10 protein-coding genes are annotated in these 17,832 nt (G+C 45.4%); 1 reads left to right on the forward strand and 9 read right to left on the reverse strand.

Going from position 1 to position 17,832, the window contains the following annotated elements; translation table 11 throughout:
• Positions 1-220: 220 nt before the first annotated feature.
• Both QMA13_RS31875 and QMA13_RS31880 read right to left on the reverse strand, forming a co-directional pair.
• Positions 221-1,447: an McrC family protein gene (locus QMA13_RS31875; RefSeq protein ID WP_282937652.1), complete on the reverse strand. Its 1,227-nt coding sequence runs from the start codon at positions 1,445-1,447 to the stop codon at positions 221-223.
• Positions 1,444-3,795 (reverse strand): McrB family protein, encoded by a 2,352-nt coding sequence (locus tag QMA13_RS31880; RefSeq protein WP_282937653.1) that lies wholly within the window; start codon positions 3,793-3,795, stop codon positions 1,444-1,446. The genes QMA13_RS31875 and QMA13_RS31880 overlap by 4 nt, the downstream gene beginning before the upstream one ends.
• A 389-nt stretch (positions 3,796-4,184) precedes the next feature.
• Here QMA13_RS31880 and QMA13_RS31885 point away from each other — a divergent pair, with 389 nt between their 5' ends.
• A complete protein-coding gene (locus QMA13_RS31885; RefSeq protein ID WP_282943664.1) occupies positions 4,185-8,510 on the forward strand; it encodes an AAA domain-containing protein in 4,326 nt (1,441 codons plus the stop codon).
• 140 nt (positions 8,511-8,650) lie between these two features.
• Here QMA13_RS31885 and QMA13_RS31890 read toward each other — a convergent pair whose 3' ends face one another.
• The 7 genes from QMA13_RS31890 to QMA13_RS31920 form a co-directional block, all read right to left on the reverse strand.
• Positions 8,651-9,925, reverse strand: coding sequence for an McrC family protein (locus QMA13_RS31890; RefSeq protein ID WP_282937654.1), 1,275 nt, complete (start codon positions 9,923-9,925; stop codon positions 8,651-8,653).
• Positions 9,922-10,695, reverse strand: a complete 774-nt coding sequence (locus QMA13_RS31895) for an McrB family protein (RefSeq protein ID WP_282937655.1) — start codon at positions 10,693-10,695, stop codon at positions 9,922-9,924. Before QMA13_RS31895 ends, QMA13_RS31890 begins: the two co-directional genes overlap by 4 nt.
• Positions 10,692-10,952, reverse strand: coding sequence for a hypothetical protein (locus QMA13_RS31900; protein ID WP_282937656.1), 261 nt, complete (start codon positions 10,950-10,952; stop codon positions 10,692-10,694). The genes QMA13_RS31895 and QMA13_RS31900 overlap by 4 nt, the downstream gene beginning before the upstream one ends.
• Positions 10,937-12,493, reverse strand: coding sequence for a hypothetical protein (locus QMA13_RS31905; protein WP_282937657.1), 1,557 nt, complete (start codon positions 12,491-12,493; stop codon positions 10,937-10,939). The genes QMA13_RS31900 and QMA13_RS31905 overlap by 16 nt, the downstream gene beginning before the upstream one ends.
• A 48-nt stretch (positions 12,494-12,541) precedes the next feature.
• Positions 12,542-13,792 (reverse strand): HD domain-containing protein, encoded by a 1,251-nt coding sequence (locus tag QMA13_RS36485; protein WP_349254187.1) that lies wholly within the window; start codon positions 13,790-13,792, stop codon positions 12,542-12,544.
• Positions 13,793-13,818: 26 nt separating this feature from the next.
• The gene (locus tag QMA13_RS31915; protein ID WP_282937658.1) at positions 13,819-14,340 is read right to left on the reverse strand and encodes a hypothetical protein; all 522 of its coding nucleotides are present in this window, start codon (positions 14,338-14,340) and stop codon (positions 13,819-13,821) included.
• Positions 14,341-14,604: 264 nt separating this feature from the next.
• A complete protein-coding gene (locus QMA13_RS31920) occupies positions 14,605-17,826 on the reverse strand; it encodes a DEAD/DEAH box helicase (protein ID WP_282937659.1) in 3,222 nt (1,073 codons plus the stop codon).
• Positions 17,827-17,832: the final 6 nt, after the last annotated feature.

Consider the following 17,832-nt stretch of genomic DNA (forward strand, 5'->3'; position numbering starts at 1 on the left):
TGTGAAGCTCCTCTGGGACATGATCATAGTTTTTTGTCCATTGTTGTAATCCGGTGATAAGGTGATAAAGCATATCTTGTAGTCTATCCAATGGAACACGCTCCTTGAGAGTACTTTACATTCATTGTAACCCGCTAGCTTGACATCAGCTTGTCACCGAACACTCGTTCCCAATAAAAAGCGGACTTCAATATCATTGAAGTCCTCCATGATGTAGATATTAAGTGTTGTCAAACATTCCTCTAACTCTATTGATTAGATTCAAAAACCTACTTTCTTCCTCATGATAACCGCCGGTAGATTCCAAGTTCAAACTCCACTGTAACACAGAGAATCCAGCATTCTTGATCCGGTCTTTCCGCTCAGGTCCGGAAGCATATAGGAGAATGGCTGTGTCCGACTTCCGAGCTGTCAAATATGCCAGCATCTGAAATACATCCGCATTAATCGAAGCGTCATCCTTCTTCTGTTTATATTTTGTGTCAACGATGATTTCACGACCTGATGAATCGCGCAGAATAAGATCTGGTACAATTTTGATCCGACCCTCTTCTGCCAGCCAATCATGCTGTTGAGCGATAACCCGAATGCCTTGGGGCTCAAGCGTAGCACGAAATCGAGCAGCAACATATGCTTCATACAATTCATTCATATCCAACAAGAAACTTTCTGCCTTTAAACCGCCTTCTGAATCTGCAATTGTCACACAGTTCCAGTAAAGCCGAAGCCAGTTGAAAGCTTCACAGTATTGCTGATTCATACGATTGGCTTGCATTCGGATTAGTAGCTGTTTTCCTATCGCGTCTGTTAGCATCATCGGCGGAAGTAGGCTTCTTTCCCGTCCGAATACATCCATCAATGCCTGTAGATTTAAGTACAAGCTTGCATCCTTAATCTGCAGCTTACGCATACTCTGTAAACCTGCAAAGATACAACGATTCTCATTCACCCAACTTGTAAACTCATCAAACCTGCAGTCGAATCGGTAATCTTGCTTCAGCCATCTTCCAACCGTTAGCGATGATTGTAGAATCCCTTTTACGGACGGGATTACATCCTCTATAGGAACATAGTTCTTTCGAAGTCCGATCGCTGCGATACGTTCACATGCCTTTACATAAAATCGGATTAGCCAATCCATATCATCATAGTTTGAGTCAAATCCAGCACTGCCAATCCATCTCAAGCTTTTGAGATCATACGCCCATGAGAGCCAGTTCCATATCCGGTTCAGAGGAAGCTTGGGACGAATTCGAATTTCTACTTCCGGGAGACTTATGCGTCCTATCCAAGATGTAGCTGTTAAGCTAACGATACAATTGGAACCAATCCTAAGTTCTATGGCTTTGGAACAACGTAATTTTAACCACTCCACTTCGGCGGTGGTCAATTGAAGACCATCGATCGTCTGGTATTCCTTTAATTCAATAACTTGACGGACCGTCATACGAAATACTCGCTTTTCGCAAGAAGACTTTCGAGTTTATAGTCAGCTACCCGTTCGGGTTCCATGACGAATAACTCTTCCAAGTAAGGAATTATTTGATACTTCCAAATCTTCTCAAGCGATGCGAACTTCAGGTCAGGCTTCATAAAGTAACTGTGACCGATAGCCAAATCTGAAGAGCCTATTGTAGCGTTCACGTCTTTGAGCAATTGGGCAACACCCTGCATTTCTGGCACATGCTGAGCGAGAAACCTCGAAATTACTTGATCTGTTTCTTTCGCCGAGAATTGAATGAACTGGAACCGCCTTCTCAGTGCTAGATCGATTTGGGCTAGTGATCGGTCAGTCGTATTCATCGTTCCAATGACGTACACATTCTCCGGAATTGAAAATCTTTTTCGGGAGTACGGTAGTTCAATGGATGCGCCACGATACTCAAGCGCAAATAACAGTTCGCCGAATACTTTCGCAGTATTGGCACGGTTGATTTCATCAATGATCAAAATGTAGGGTCGATCGCGATTTTCTGACCTGGCTGCTTCACGGCACAGATCGACGAAGATACCTGATTTCACGGACACATTCAGTTGCGACGGTCCCCCTGATTGAGAAATCACTTCCGGCCTAAGCCCTTCAATAAACTCTTCGTAGGTATAGGATGGATGAAATTGTACGAGACGGATACGTTGCTCTTGTTGAGCTAACACTTTCGCAAGCCTTTGAGCAACGAACGTTTTCCCTGTGCCTGGCGGCCCATAGAAAATGATTTGCCTGCGATCAGTAAGCAGATCCAGCCACTCCTGCAGCAAATCTTGATTTAAATAAGTCTCTTTCTGCGCATCGTCCAGTGTGTAAGCTACGGTTGAAACAGCAGATGAGAGATATTGTTCGAATCTAATCAAAAAGTCTGATGGTTGCGATTCCTCGATTTCTAATAGAAATCGGGTTTGCCCCTCTTCATTTTCATCATGAATCTGGGCATGGAACACATCTGGATCCTTTTCCCAAAGAAATATGAACGAATTCATGACCTGACGACGTGTGCAATCGTATTTCCAAATATTTACACAATTTGAGATTTGCCCAACAGTTGGTTCCCATTCAGTTAATGACGATACTTGAGATACTGAGTAGCCGAAACGCTTCAGTAGATCGGTTATCTCATCCGAGAGTGGTTGTGGCTGGACAACAGGAGCGTTTGATATATCATTCGTTTCCTCATCTTCCGTAAATTCCTCCTGAATATAGTACAAAAAATGCTCGAGTTGCTGCATATCCCAGCTTTCTGACGTTATCTCCTCGATTTCTTGGACCAAAGATTGGGTTTGATGAAGGAAGCGACCATATTGCTCCACACTAGATAACTGATCATCAGATTGCGACCAGTATCCCAATATTTTTAAACCACCGCGGCTCGCTTTATAGAAAATCGGATGTTCATGTAGGTTTTGAAGTCCCCAGAAAAAACTAAGAAAAAAAGGCGCAAAATTAGTGTTTGCACATTTTTGCGGAGAGTAACCTTTTGCCGTTGCTCGAGTTTTGATATTGTTTATTTGTTGAATGAACGTTGCAAGCTTTTCTTTTGACCATTCTTCAAAATTTTCGTTAGATTGTTCTGTTAACGTAATAGCATCCAGAAGCGCTACCATCATTTCATCGATTGCGCCTACATGCTCGGCTTGATTGAACAGCTGATTGAAAAACATTTGTCCAGAAAAACCGCTAAATCCCCAGATGTTAATTCCGTCCGTTTTCTGCTTTGCTTTTATATCTAGCTGCTTTTTGAAATCGCCTAAAGCAAGCTTACCGCTTTGCAGTTGTTCCAATTCCATAAAGTTATCTATAAAGTCGTTCCTCGCTGAATCAAGAGTCTTATTCCATTTCTGGCGCTTGGAATCAGATAGATATTTCTCTACCCATTCTGCGAGATCGATGATATCCGACGATGCTGCTGAGTCAATGGTAGTTCCGCCCATTGTCTCCTGAATAAGGGAAATTAATATGTCTATATCCCTATTGGAATATAGCCTTACATCCTGCCCTTTCCCGCTTCCGCTTCCTACCCTCAGCTTACGGTCGGAGAGCTGAGCTGCGGAAATCTTGCCGAAGGTCAACACAACATGAATATAGTTATCACGTTTGCGCGGAGCTGAAGTTAGCAAATTACGTGTATCCCTTTTATAAACCATACATCCTTGAGCCTTTTCCGGAAATAGCCTTTCTTTAGCCTCGGTCACTAGTCCTTCGGTATCTAACCGCCTCTCCAAATACTCCATAAGCGCTTCCGATCCAGGCAGCGCATAAAATATCTTTTTTGTTTGGGATTCGTTCCATTGAGTTCCTTTCATGAAAAAGACTCCTCCGAATTTGAGATAATTCAAGTCAAAATGTAAGACTATAAGTCAGGGATAGGTGTGCCGTGTCACTGCAAGTATAAAACATTAAAAAGGCACAATCATGTCAGGAAACGTATGTTCCCCGTGAATTCTCCATTATAAATTAGTGTTCTTAGGATTAGAATCAGCCGCACTTACTTAACCTTCGGTAACAAAACTGGGGAATTAAACTAATTCCTTATATTTTCGTCAACATTCAACATCATCCTGCCTTTGTTCGAAAGCACTTGTAAAAATTACATTTCCAATCAATCGAGATCATTCTATTCTACAGGTATGTTATTATTAATTATAAATGGAATCAAAAGGTTATGTAGTAGGAGGCCAATCCGTTGAACGAAATGTTATCCAAAGCGATGCAGATTTTTGAATACCTGCTCGCTGTTAAGAATTTGGATGAGAAGCCCATCCGTAGCTTGGATCAGTACGAGAGGGTCTGGTGGCAGCACCAGCTGCCTGTAGGAGAGGGATGCAACTTATACGGAACCGGAAAGAATCAAGAGGCGTGGCTGGAAGTGTGTAAGCAACAGGTCGAACCTCCTCCTTCCCTTCCTCTGGAGCTCAGCGGCTGGATTAAGGATATAAACAATCCGGAAACGGAGCCCGTAGTCGTTAAGAGCGTGGTCGTGGATCTCGCTGATGGCAGAGAGGAATATTTTGGGGACGACTTGGTTCGAATCTCAATCTACGAGTCATGGCTGGATACTTGGCGTCAATGGGCACAGGTCATGCTCCCTCGACAAAGGATCAATGATTTGTATACCCACCTTTTTGCTGTACACCAACAGTTTCAGCGTGAAGGGGATTCGGTCGAGCTAGTATGGGGTCATGGATTGTTCACGTGGGCGCCAGGCGGTGAGAAAATCAAACGGCCTCTGATTACAACGAAGCTCGAACTTCAGTTTGAACCGAAACAGCGTACCTTCTACCTGCTGCCTACAAGCGCCGGCACCATTCTGGAATCGGATATGCTGGCGAACATAGATGTGCCGAATATTCAGCGTATCCAAGAAATGGGACGACAATTGACTGAGATAGAATTGGATTTTAGCCGTGAAGAATCGCTATTGCCCCTGCTTCAAGAAGTGGTTCAGACCATCAGTCCACAAGGCAAGTACGTGCAGGAGGCAAATCCTACTCCTATTGACGCAACCCCTTCCATTTCCTTCTCCCCGGTTATCATGCTTCGCAAGAGCGGGGGGCGCCTCTGGCAGAATGAACTAAGTAACGTACTTGAAAGCTTGCGAAATGGATACCCGATTCCGGACACGATTCAGATGCTGATAAGTGACGAAGAAGGGTTAGGAGAATCCGAGCCTCCCGAAGGTCACAGTACAAGTACAGCTGTCGGGGCTGGCTCTTCCGAATTGTTGTTTCCCCTTCCATCCAACGAGGATCAGAGGCAAATTGCTTATAAGCTGGAGCGAAGTGCGGGAGTAGTGGTACAGGGCCCACCTGGTACGGGGAAAAGCCATACGATCGCCAACCTGATCTCCCATTTACTGGCCCAAGGGAAACGGATCTTGGTCACGAGCCAAGGCGAGAAGGCTTTGAAAGTTGTAAAAGCGAAAATCCCGGAAGAGATCCGTTCTTTATGCGTGAGCCTGCTTGGCGGTGATTCCAAGGCCATGAAGGAGCTCGAGGACTCGATCAGCACCATAGCGGAAAATCTGGACCGCTGGCAGCCTGCCATTCTGGAGAAGAGAATCAAAGAACTTCGGGACCAATTGCATGAAACTCGCAAAAATATCGCTCGGCTTCATCATGAAATGCGTGAAGCGGCCGCTCGCGAGAATCAAACTTTATCCATTAGTGGTTCGGAAATGACACCGCTCGATATCGGAAAATGGCTGGCGGAATATGTTGACTATTCTTGGTTCCCCGATACTATACCTTTCGGTTCATCGTTTCCGCTGAGTGACGAGGGGCTTCAAGCCTTTGTTGAAAGGTATAACCGACTGACATTATTGGATATGGAAGAGCTTGAGTCTGCAAGGCCATCCTCCAGCACTCTTCCCGCACCGGAGGTATTCCTGGAACATGCCCGAAGCATAGAGGCCAGAAGGACTAAAGTGCAGCAGACAGCGCATACCGTAAACGGATGGAATATCGAACACGCGCCTGCAGAACTGGGTTCGCTGAAACGTCAACTGCTGGATGCCTTAGAGAAACTTCATGCGAATGCCGAACCTTGGTTCATGACGATCCTCAATGAAGTCGTGACTCACAGCAATCGGGTTCAAGAATGGGAAAACTTCGTTGTAGATATGATCGCTCGACTGAACCGAATTCGGGAATTGGAGAGTACGCTTCGTGAAACGGAATTGGTGTTTCCGGATACGATGCATCCCACCATTGCCAAGGAGCTCCTGATAGAGCTACGCTCCAAATTATATGGAGGCGGGCAAGTTGGCTGGCTGCTGAAAATGGTTACAGGCCGCAAGTTCAAGCCCTTGTTCGAGCAGGTTCGTCTGAATGGATTGCCCATCCGGAATGCGGACGATGCGGAACGGGTCCTGCATTACATCGAGCTAAAGGACCTGAAACAGAAAACGTCGCTAGGCTGGAACCGGATCATGGAGGAATTCGACGGCGTATTGATCGATGCGGAGATGAAGCGATTCTCCTCCACCCTTGAGACCCTGCTTGCCAAGCTGAAGCTAATCTGTCAATGGCATGGCCAAATGATTGTGCCGCTTGGAGACAGCGTATCGCTGTTAGGCGCACCGCTCCCCCGTCGTTGGATTGAGGCCGGTTGGTTCCAGAGCCTGCTCGATGGCATAGAGGCTATCGAGGCCCGTAGACTCTGCGAAGAAGCGGAACGGTTCACAATGGTTCTTGAAAGTAAGCTTCATGCAGGCAAACCCGCCGAGAACCCGAACATCCTATGGGATCAGCTACTAGAGGTCTGTGTAAGTCTCGATGGAGCGAGGTATCGTTCCCTTTACGCTGAGATTCTGAGACTTGAAAGTCTTGTAGAACCCTATTCCTTGGTAAGAGTTTGCTTCGATAAATTACAACAAACCGCGCCGAACTGGCTCCAAGCTTTGCAAGCCGAGAAGAACGCCGGGCATAACATCACCATCCCATCCGACTTACAGGAAGCATGGCTGTACAGCCAGATTTCCAGCTGGTGGGCCAAGCATCAAAAGGCAGCCTCGGTGGAAGAGATGCAGCAGGAGCTAATGAAGGAGCGTAGACTCGAGGCCAAGCTGATCCGGGACTATGTGACCCATTCGACCTGGCTTACGCAGATTAAACAAGTCACACGGGCACAGAAAGCCAGCCTTCATGCTTGGATGAGTGCCATGAAGCGTATTGGCAAAGGCACGGGGAAATACGCAAACATGTACCGTAAGGAAGCCACCTCCGAGATGAATAGCTGCCGCAGCGCCATTCCAGTCTGGATCATGCCGATCCAAAAGGTGATCGAGAATATGCAACTGACAGACCAAAGCTTCGATGTGGCCATCATTGATGAAAGCAGCCAAAGCAACATCTTCGCCCTTAGCGTCTTGCTGAGAGCCAAGAAGGTGATTGTGGTTGGGGACGATAACCAGATCAGTCCGGAAAGCTTCGATAACATCTCTGATGTGAGCGATTTGATGAACCGTTACCTTATCGGCATTCCGCACCATCGCCGTTACGAACTGAAGACGAGTCTGTTCGATCTCGCTTCCCAAATGTTCGGCAGCAAGATTGTGCTCAAGGAGCATTTCCGCTGTGTGCCGGAGATTATCCAATTTTCGAACGATCTGATGTATGGCGGCAGCATGGATCCCTTGCGCCTTCCTTCCGTCAGCGAGCGGATGGAGCCAGCTATCCTGGCGATTCACGTATCCGAGGGATACCGAAAAGATGGGGCGAAGGCGCTCAATCAACCGGAGGCAGAAGCCTTAGTCCAGTGCATCAAGGAATGCATTGCTAACCCACGGTATGCTAGAAAAAGTATGGGCGTCATTTCCTTACAAGCCAACGATCAAGCGAAGCTGATTGAAGATCTGCTTCGCGATCAGATCGGTGCCGAGGAAATGGCCAACCGGAACATCACTTGTGGTGATGCTTACAACTTCCAGGGGGATGAGCGGGATATTATCTTCTTGTCGATGGTTGCTGCTCCGAATCGTCGCACCACGGCCCTAACCAAACGCTCGGATCAGCAGCGATTCAACGTTGCCGCTTCTCGGGCTCGGGACCAAATGATCCTGTTTCATTCGGTTAAGCTGAATGATCTCAATTCAGACTGCATGCGGTATCGTCTACTGGAGTATTGCCAGAATCCCGGACGCACCATCAAGGAATTCGAGGAGGTTCAACATGAATTCGACTCCCAGTTTGAACAGGATGTTTTCAAGCTGATATCCTCCCGGGGCTATCGGGTGATCCCACAGTATAAGGTCGGCACTTATGGCCGAATAATTGACCTTGTCATCGAAGGCCTCCGCTCCCGACTGGCCGTCGAATGCGATGGCGACAAGTGGCATGGGATTGATGCATGGGAGGCAGACATGGATCGCCAGCGCATCCTCGAGCGAGTCGGCTGGAGGTTCTGGCGTGTCCGCGGTAGCACCTTTTACCGCGACCGCGCCAAAGCGATGGAACCGCTCTGGCAACTGCTCGATGAGATGGAGATTGAGCGGCGGGAGGTGGAATGTAAGGGGAAGTAAGTATTTGAGAATGGAAAGAGGCGCCTCGTGGGGCGCCTCTTCTTACATTAATTATCATGAGCTTAGTCCTTATCTTCCTTTCCACTCTATCCTCAATAAATAAAAGGATGCGCATTAGTTCGCTCCCGTTAAGGAACAGACTAGAAGATCATCTCCTTCACTCTCTCCAACGCCTCTTCCTCATTATCATAATCCAAGGTATACACCTGAAGCCGCTTCCCCGGCTCCCCTTCCAGATGCCAAGCCTCCGAAGGGCCATTGTCATCAAGCACCTTAACATCGTCGTGATGAGGATATAGCAGGATCACCTTCCCTACCTCCGGGTAACGAGTCAAATACGCATACATCTGGTAGAAATCCTCCCGCTGTACCCCATGTCGGGGAAGCTTACTTGAGATCACCTTCCACTTCGTGTCCACAATGATGGATGGCTCCCCATTCCCTTTCGATATAAGATAGTCCGGTTCCAGCTGAAAAACCCCTTGCTTCCCGTTTCCGTCCTTAACCAAGAGCTTCTTCGAACGATCCTTGGTTACCACGTCGGAAGCGGCCTGCCTAAGCAAGAAACCTACGTAATGCTCGAACAGCTCATTCATCTTGAATAGCAATCCGCTTGTTGATTGTCCCCCAAGCCGGCTGGATGGAGAGTTCTCCGAAAGCAACAGATGCGCCAATTTCCAACTCGGCTCGAACCTTCGGTTTAACCGATCGAACCGAGGTCTCCTCTTCCCGATTTGAGCACGCAAGCCAGCCACGACCGCCCGTTCATCCACCTCTTCCAGATAGGTTAGGGCATGAGCGGCCATCGTACGAATTCGGGGCTGCGCTGTCAGCCGCACAACCTTAACCAGCGCTGCCTTCAAGACCTGATTCAATTCATGATTAGAGTCGAATTCATCATAGATACAAGGTACCGCAGTCGACATTCGATGAGAAGTTCTCATCTGAGATGGCACGTTAATGCGGCCGCGAAGCGTCTGAAGCTCGTCCTCAACGCTCACATATGTTCTTATCACACCCTGTACCAGTTCCCTCGTCACCCGGCGTACGTAGAGCAGCGAAAGGATCTCGAACAAATCCATCTCTTCGATCTCCAATTGATCGGCTTCACTTTCGCTAATCTCCAGGTAACCGCTTCTGGCCAGCATCCGAAGCAGGATTTTACGGGAATAACCGAGGTTGTCGGCATGCACCTTGGGGAGTACCTCAATCGAATAATCGGACATCCTTAGGAACCCCACGTAATTCACGAATCGAACCTGGTCCCTCCCGATCCGGATCAGATCCGCGTCCAGAACATGCCGCTCCACATACTGACTGAGCTCATCCGCTTGCCTGTCGCTCAGCGCCCCACTTCCCCCTTGTCGGCTAATCGGAATGGCACCGTAACATTCGGTTACTATAAGACGCTTCATTCCTGTTCCTCTTCATCTTCATCTTCATTGGCAGTCGCGAGGCTCGATTCGTAAATTCGTGTTAGAGCTTTAAGCGACGGATTGGGATTCACCGTATAAGTCATTTTGCCAAAGCTTTGAGCCGGCTGCTTGCCGCCAAACAGTCGAGTCGTATCCACCTTGCTCTTAGAGATCAGGTAATCCGGATCGCCCAGTTTCGTACCGGCACCGCCCAGCATCAGTTCGATCAATTCCCAATTGTCATAGAAATACTCCTGCAGAAGCGGAATAATTTGCTTGGTCATAACCGTCTTATAGAAGTCTAACCCTTGTATACCCGCCGTCACAAAATAACCCTGACCGATACGATGGTCACGATCATACAGTACCTCAATGCGTTCATTCATGGTTTTAAGCAGCACGCGGACATCTAGACCCTCAACATCCTTCGGAAGAATCGTATGGTTGGGCTCGATTTCCTCAAACTCGAACCTTCTGCGAAGAGCCGTGTCCAGAAGGGCAATGGAACGGTCGGCCGTATTCATCGTTCCGATGATATGAACATTGGCCGGCACACCGAAGCGTTCCCCTGAATACGGAAGCGTTACAGTCAGTTCATTCGTACTGCCCAGACGCTTATCCGGCTCGATCAGGGTGATCAACTCTCCGAAAATCTTGGAGATGTTGCCCCGGTTAATCTCATCGATAATGATGACATAAGCGGGAGCCGAAGGATTGGTCAAGTCAGATTTGGCAGCCTGACATAGTTTTTTGAAGATGCCGTCCTTCACCTCGTATCCCTGGTCTCCGTATTGAACCGAATTCCTTCCACGAAATCCTCGTAGCTGTAGGATTGATGGAAGGTGCAGACGACCACCTGGTTTTTCTCCACATGGGTACGATATCGATTCATTGCCTCTTCACGCAGCTTCGGATCCTTCAACAGCTTCGAATCGATATCTTGCTCCACAATCCGCAATGCGTGATAGACCGTTTCATAGGTCTTGCCGGTTCCCGGCGGACCATACAGGATCAGATTCTTTTCCACATGTACCCCCCTCTCTCCTCATCAGCCAGCCAATCTGGCTGGAATGAGTGCACCAATAAATAGACGTCGACTTGATCTTCCACCGGATAATGATAATTTTTGGCAAACCTTAGGATCTCTGCAGCAATCGAACTCGATAGATGATAGCGTTCTAACACATCGTTAGGGTAAGGAATCCCCAGCACTGAAATGAGTTGAAAGTACTTCGTAGGCAGATACAGAATATGTGGTTCTTCACTGGGATCGCACAAAAGCATTCCCATTAGCTGGGGTGTGATAAGCGGCGCATTCTTGCTTCCGGCGTTTATCTTTCCTTGCTTGTACAAGCTTGTATAATATTCGCTGAACTGCTCGCGGACCTCTTGAGTAACCCCCAGTTCGTGTAACGCGGAAAATAGCTCTCGAAATCGCTCAGTTGGCAGAACATCTAGCATCGCCTTGAACGTTTGCCGCTGATTATACTGGGAGGAGAGCAGGTTGTCGAGGATTGCCGTAACGGACTTATCCTTGTCGGCGAACAGGTTTTTCAAGTCCTCACGTGCTTGTTCCGGATCTTCCTCCATAGCGTTCATAATTTGGCGAATTTGATCAAGCACATGCTCTATAGGCTTTCTCAATTGTATTTCATAATTAATTGCTTGGTTGTTTCGATACGTTTGAAAAGCTTCCAACAACCGATGAAGCTTCGCTTCGTCCAATGAGAACCGGCACTGACCCTGAAGAATCCGATTTATTGCAGCTTCCTGTATGGTAACAACCCCAGATTCCCAGCATTCCTTAACCGGTGTGCGGTAGAAGTCCACGGGAGACTGAGGAAGCAGACTCTCCAGTTTGCCTCTGATGGCATACAACGCATCATCCACATACGCAGGGAGCGGCTCGTTGCCCATGAACTTCTCAAACGCATTCCGAATCTTTAGTTTCTGTGATTGGCTCGAGATTCGCTCATAGGAGTCCGGGAACAGCAGATGAAGCAGAATATGCCGGCTCATCGGGTTTGAGGTCCCCTTGGTCGAGTCCAAGACTGTGCGAACCTGCAAATGATTATTTAATAAAGCACGACTTTCCTCCATCGGCTTTTCCAACATCACTCTCGAGAAGCTTAGAATAAAGAGCACCTCATAATAACGACGAGTATTATAAGCGGTCCCCGTCGCACCGATCCCCCACTCCAAGGCCTGTAAAACAGGATTATGGTCCTCCAGCGTGACTTCGTCTGACCACTCCACAACCATCTTCAGTGCTGCTCGTTTCGTATCCCCTTTGATCTTTCGCGGGAACAAATAGTAAACCAGTAGGACCTCGCACGCGAGCTGAGAGACTCCCCTTGGCTTACCTTGTAACTGAGCTTTCAGTTTGGTGAAAAAATCAGCGTCTGACCCATCCGGACTGCCCAACGCTTCCATAAACGACTCCACATTTGCTAATGTCCAAACCTTTTCTCCCGGCCACAGAAGTGAATCTCCGTCGAGTAGACATTCCTTCCACCGCTCGGCTGTATCATAAATTGGCTTCGTATCCCATTCTTCAAATCTGGACATAGGGTGAGACCTCTTTTCTAATTTATAAAACTCCACGTTTCAGACCCTTTATAGAATTCTACGATCCAAGTTCCTCTTGAAATGCAGATACACCTCAGACGGATACATGTTAAGCAACTGCTTTAGAGCAGTGCTGAATCCAATCAGCATAGCAGGCCCCTCGCTGTTCCATTCGAACTCGATTCCGCGCATCTGCAGATATTCTGCCATCGTATCAAAATCTTCGCTGTTGATCAGTTCAACGGAGTAGGCTTGCTTATGTAATTTACCCATCAGTTCATATGCACCAAGACGTTTGAATTGAAGCTCCCTATCCTTTATCGACTCCGGGTTCCCATAGGCCGTTTCGAACGCGAGGTCTATGAATTTACGACTTCTTCTCAACCTCTTCCATTCTGCATTTAACAATGACGGACCAAACACTTCTTCGACTACGTCTTGAAGGTCGTCTAATAAGTCAAAACGAGAGGAATAACCTAGGCTCTCTATTATCCCTTTGTAGTACCACTCCTGGCTCTCCCGTCCACGTTTAAACCTTTTCCAAGCTTCCTCCCCTTGTACCTTCAAATCCTTCTGAATGGAACGGATATTATGTAGTTTATCCGCACAAGACACCTGCCGAATTGATAATTTAGCGTGTTTAAGTTCATCGAGCGTATGCTGCTTTCTCTCTTCCCAAGACGCCCTCTTGTCCGGTTCCGAGCAACCTTTGACAATTTCAAGCACAACCGGACCGAACCGCTCAAGCAAGTCTCTTTCCGTCGTATCCGTATCTTCAAGCGTGTCGTGCAAAATTCCAGCAGTGACGACTTCCTCAGAACATCCTGCTTTCTTCAAAATCATTCCTACAGCATAAGGGTGACTAATATAAGGTATATTAGTGCCTTTGCGATTCTGATCCCGATGCGTATAAGCGGCATACTCGATAGCTTGGTCGACAATGGACGGTAATCGTGCTTCATTTTCCTTCACTTGATCCTTGATCGCGTTGATTATTTTTTTAATGAAATCTTTGTCACTAGGACCCAAATCCCATTCACCAGAATTACGCCATATTCTTTGCGTGGCAAACAAGCATACCCGTAACTCTGAGAGGCTTAGTTCGCTAGGAAGACTCTTATTTGTTTTAAAGAATTCCGCTACCGACGAATGTAGCTTAAATAGTCCGTCAGAGTCACCTTTAAAATAGTCATAACCATCAAACGTGAGAGCAAAATCTCTCCATTTCTGCCACAATTCATTGGTCCGAGTAGACGGGATATTCCATAATCTTAAGTCCTCATTTAAAATTTCGGTCATTTAAGTTCTCTCCATATATATATATATCATTCGTAAGGATTAGATCTTAACGTCATTCCCGGATTGACCAGTGAAAGCATATATTGATGTTCTTCAAACGTGTCGTTCAACCTGGACAGCAATGCAGCATCCAATTCAATAGGAATTGCCTGGCCATCTTCAAAAACACAAAGGGGAATGGCACCTTCTAATATCGGGATTGCTGATTCCATTCGAATATATCCTTTATGCTGCCACATTCTCTCAACAATCGGGTCCACATCTCTACCAACCACTTCTTTATAGAAGGGGGTTATAATTAACGCAAAACCATCTACATATTGATTGTGATCTCCCAAAAGCTTTTTCCGGCAAATCCAAATATAAAATGGACCTTTCAATAATTTTTTCGATTTCTGCTTGGATATGGCTTGGAGTGCTGATAAATATACATTTCTAATATGCTCGTTAATGGTGTCTTCATTTGGGTCGGCTAAAACAGACAAATCGAATTGGTATGCCCAGCCTTTAGATTTAAGAATTTCCTCGGTCAGCTCTAATGTTTGCAATGAAAACATCCCCTCTCATCTGCTGTCCCCTTGAAGTATAAACTAATGGCAGGACATATCTATGTCAGGAAACATATGTTCTTCGTAATGATTTTTATCTTCTAAATAGTTCCCACTTCCTGTGTCTTCGTCAATATCCAACAAAATCCTGCTAATTATCGAAAATAAAAAAGTTCCCCAACGTGGAGATGTCAGGAAACGAAAAGTAGTGTTTTATTTACGTCTTTTTAGGCTTTATCTATAACCGCCATAGTATATAATGTCTTATAATTGAATAAACCTCGGTAAATCTGTTAGTTTTCTCTCTTCTTTCACAGTACCGTCTTTCACAACATAAATATAAGTCCGATCTTCTATCTCTTTCAAGTCTTCGGAATATTCTTCGGATGGCCAATATATTTCGTCATCGGAAATGATGATAAACCGTGGTTCCCCGTTAAATCTTTCACTATAAAAGTCAACCAGCGAATATGGATTAAATGTCTTTATATTTGCCCGCCCATTTTGTCGTTCGTAATCCTGGATAATGTCCTTGTAATCTACGGAAATGAGTCTTTGGGATTTCCCTCTTGGTATAACCTCCAGTTGGGCAATTCGTTTTGGAGGCTTCATTCCAATATTTTTTTGTCTTTGAACTAAAGCTAATCTCCGCTCCTTACGCATTTCCACGTCAATTAGATTAGCATCAACTTGATTAATTAAGGCACCATTACGATTTTCCTCATTTTCCCGTTCATACTTGCCGCGGCGCTCAATTAAGTCATCAATTTGTTTTTTAAACGTTTTGTCCAAATAGCTTGATACTCGGTCCAGCTGCTCTGCTCGTTTTTGTCGAACCTGATCCCGTAAATCCATTGCTGCCTTCACCGCGGCGGAACGAAATGAACTATCTAACGACTCACTTAAAGTGGTAAGTTCACCGACAAACTCCTGCTGAAAAAACCAATAAGGATCTAATCGAATTAATGAATCATCCTGTCGTTTACCTAGAAGGATAAGTTCATTAGCTAATTCATTCCCTGTGCCATCGGTAACACTATTAAGATAAACCTCAATTGACAAAGGTTCACTTACCGGACAATACACCATATAGCGATCTATTGCTAATTTCTCATTTTCTTTACGTGTAAGAATCATTCCTAATTTAAACAAAGGATGATCCTCAGAAATGATATCAATTCCTTCTTTGACATAACCCCTAAATGAAGTAAAACGAATTGCGTCCTCCAGTTGATACAATGGAAGGCGATTTGTTTTTGATATATCTCGAATGTATTTGGGCAATCGTTCAATTCGTTTTATCTTCTCATTTTGGGTCTGGTGTATCCGCACATTACATTTCTTGAGGATATTTTCTGTAAATAACCCGAAATTTCGTTCGGGGAGTTTTCTTACTACCAGATCATGCTGTTCCCTTCGCATCTTGGGCAAATCAAAAATATCTTCGGAAAGCCTCTCCCTCTCTACCTCTTCAAGTAGTTTTTTATGCTCTTCTGAAAGTTTCCGCTCCATAGTTGCAATAATATCGTCTAGCTTCTCACGGTGAATGACGGCAGCTTGCATTAACGATGCTAAATCATTGAAATCTCCATCAACGATGTCACCGATAAAATCGTATACAAGGTCGGCACCTAAGTCTTCTCTCATACGTTCCATTTTCTCAAGCAGACGAATCATTACGTCGCCTTCTCGTGTGTTAGATGCAACAAGATTAAAGATAGCCACTTCATTCTTTTGACCAATTCGATGAATACGTCCCATACGTTGTTCTAGCTTATTGGGGTTCCACGGGATGTCGTAGTTTATCATCTGATTACAAAACTGTAGGTTGATCGACTCTCCACCGGCATCTGTAGCTAGCATGATCTGGCACTCATTACGGAACAATTCAACTTGTCTTCTACGCTCATCCATAGAAAAACGCCCAACAATCTTCGCGATCTGAGGAACACGCGTTAATAAGCGTTTCTCTAAAAAATCAAGTGTGTCCGCCGATTCCGTAAAGATAAGAATCTTTTCCCCTTGATTCAATAAACCATTCCAACCAAATAGGGTTTGCTCTAGTTCATCATATTTTCGTTCAACAGCTGTTTCTTTCAGACGGGATGTTTTCCTTATTAATCTTTCTAACTCATTAATTTCGATCCTTAGCTCCTCTGGATCAAGGAAATCCGTTGAGCTTTCAAGTTCATCTTCTAATTGTTCTTGAGTTTCCAACGATTCGTCTGCATACTCATCCCAATCAAATTCCATTTTATTTTTGTTTTGTTTCTTCTTACTTGCGATCGTTTCTTCTAACAGTTTGATTAACCGGTCTCTTCTACGCTTAAGCGACAGATCTATGGCATTAACAGACGAGCTGAGCCTTCTTTGGAGCAGCATCATAGCAAAAGCTGTGCTGTTACTTCCTGAATTCATCGCTCGATTAAAGTAGAGACGAACATAATCTGTAACTGATTCGTAAAGATCAAGTTCTTCTTCAGATAAAGTATACTGAATTGTTCTAGCTGTCCGTTTAGGAAAAAGGGGCGTCCCATCAAAATTTTTTAGCGTTTCCTTTAATCTTCGAATAATAAACGGATTTGCCTTTTCTCGCAGGGATTCTGTTACCGACAAGTTAGAAAAAATATCATCATCTACTAAACGCATCAGATGCCGAAAATTCTCCATGTCACCTTTATGTGGAGTAGCTGTTAGCAGCACGCAGTGCTCTGCTTGCCTAAGTACGGTTTCGCCTAAGTGATACAGTTTTGTTTTAGATGTTTTCTTATTTGTAACACCGTGAGTATAGGCTGCCATTTTGTGGGCTTCATCCACGATCACAAGATCGAAATTCGCCTCACTGACTAAGCTTTTTACATCATCACGGGCTGCCCAATAAACTGAAGCAAGACAACAACCATGTTCTAAGAACGGATTTTTCGAACCATACTGCTTTATTACAGAGCGATTTATGATAAAGAAATCCTCATGGAATTTATCCTGCAACTCTTCCTGCCATTGTTTCAAGACTAATGGAGGAACAAGAATTAAGATTCTCTCCACACTTTCACGTGCTTTAAGCTCTTTAATGAGCATACCCGACATAATCGTCTTCCCTGCACCTGGGTCATCCGCAAGTAAGAAGCGTACCTGGGGCATTTGAAGCATGCGGCTATAAACCGCTTCGATCTGATGTGGCAATGGAATTAAATTATTGTTGCCCAATGCCCTTTTCGAAGAGTATTTACTATTGACTAACAATGCGTGATAGCGCAGATAATGCTGAAGATCACTTGAAGCTATCTGCTGGTCCATACTAATTTGCCCACTTATTCTCTTTAAAGATTCAAGCTCAGCTTTATCCAACATTAACTCATAATACCGATTCGAATCCCGTCCTAATGCAGCAATAGAGAAAAAGCCTTCATCGAAGGCTTCAACTTTTTTAATTTCAACACTCTCTGGAAACTGAGCTCCTTGTACAATTTCACCGACTTTAACCATGATCCC

It is taken from the genome of Paenibacillus sp. RC67 (assembly GCF_030020805.1).
In the GTDB taxonomy this organism is placed as follows: domain Bacteria; phylum Bacillota; class Bacilli; order Paenibacillales; family NBRC-103111; genus Paenibacillus_S.

Coding starts and splice junctions, on each gene's coding strand:
- QMA13_RS31875 (WP_282937652.1), bottom strand. CDS start 1,447: ATGACGGTCCGTCAAGTTATTGAATTAAAGGAATACCAGACGATCGAT.
- QMA13_RS31880 (WP_282937653.1), bottom strand. CDS start 3,795: ATGAAAGGAACTCAATGGAACGAATCCCAAACAAAAAAGATATTTTAT.
- QMA13_RS31885 (WP_282943664.1), top strand. CDS start 4,185: ATGTTATCCAAAGCGATGCAGATTTTTGAATACCTGCTCGCTGTTAAG.
- QMA13_RS31890 (WP_282937654.1), bottom strand. CDS start 9,925: ATGAAGCGTCTTATAGTAACCGAATGTTACGGTGCCATTCCGATTAGC.
- QMA13_RS31905 (WP_282937657.1), bottom strand. CDS start 12,493: ATGTCCAGATTTGAAGAATGGGATACGAAGCCAATTTATGATACAGCC.
- QMA13_RS36485 (WP_349254187.1), bottom strand. CDS start 13,792: ATGACCGAAATTTTAAATGAGGACTTAAGATTATGGAATATCCCGTCT.
- QMA13_RS31920 (WP_282937659.1), bottom strand. CDS start 17,826: ATGGTTAAAGTCGGTGAAATTGTACAAGGAGCTCAGTTTCCAGAGAGT.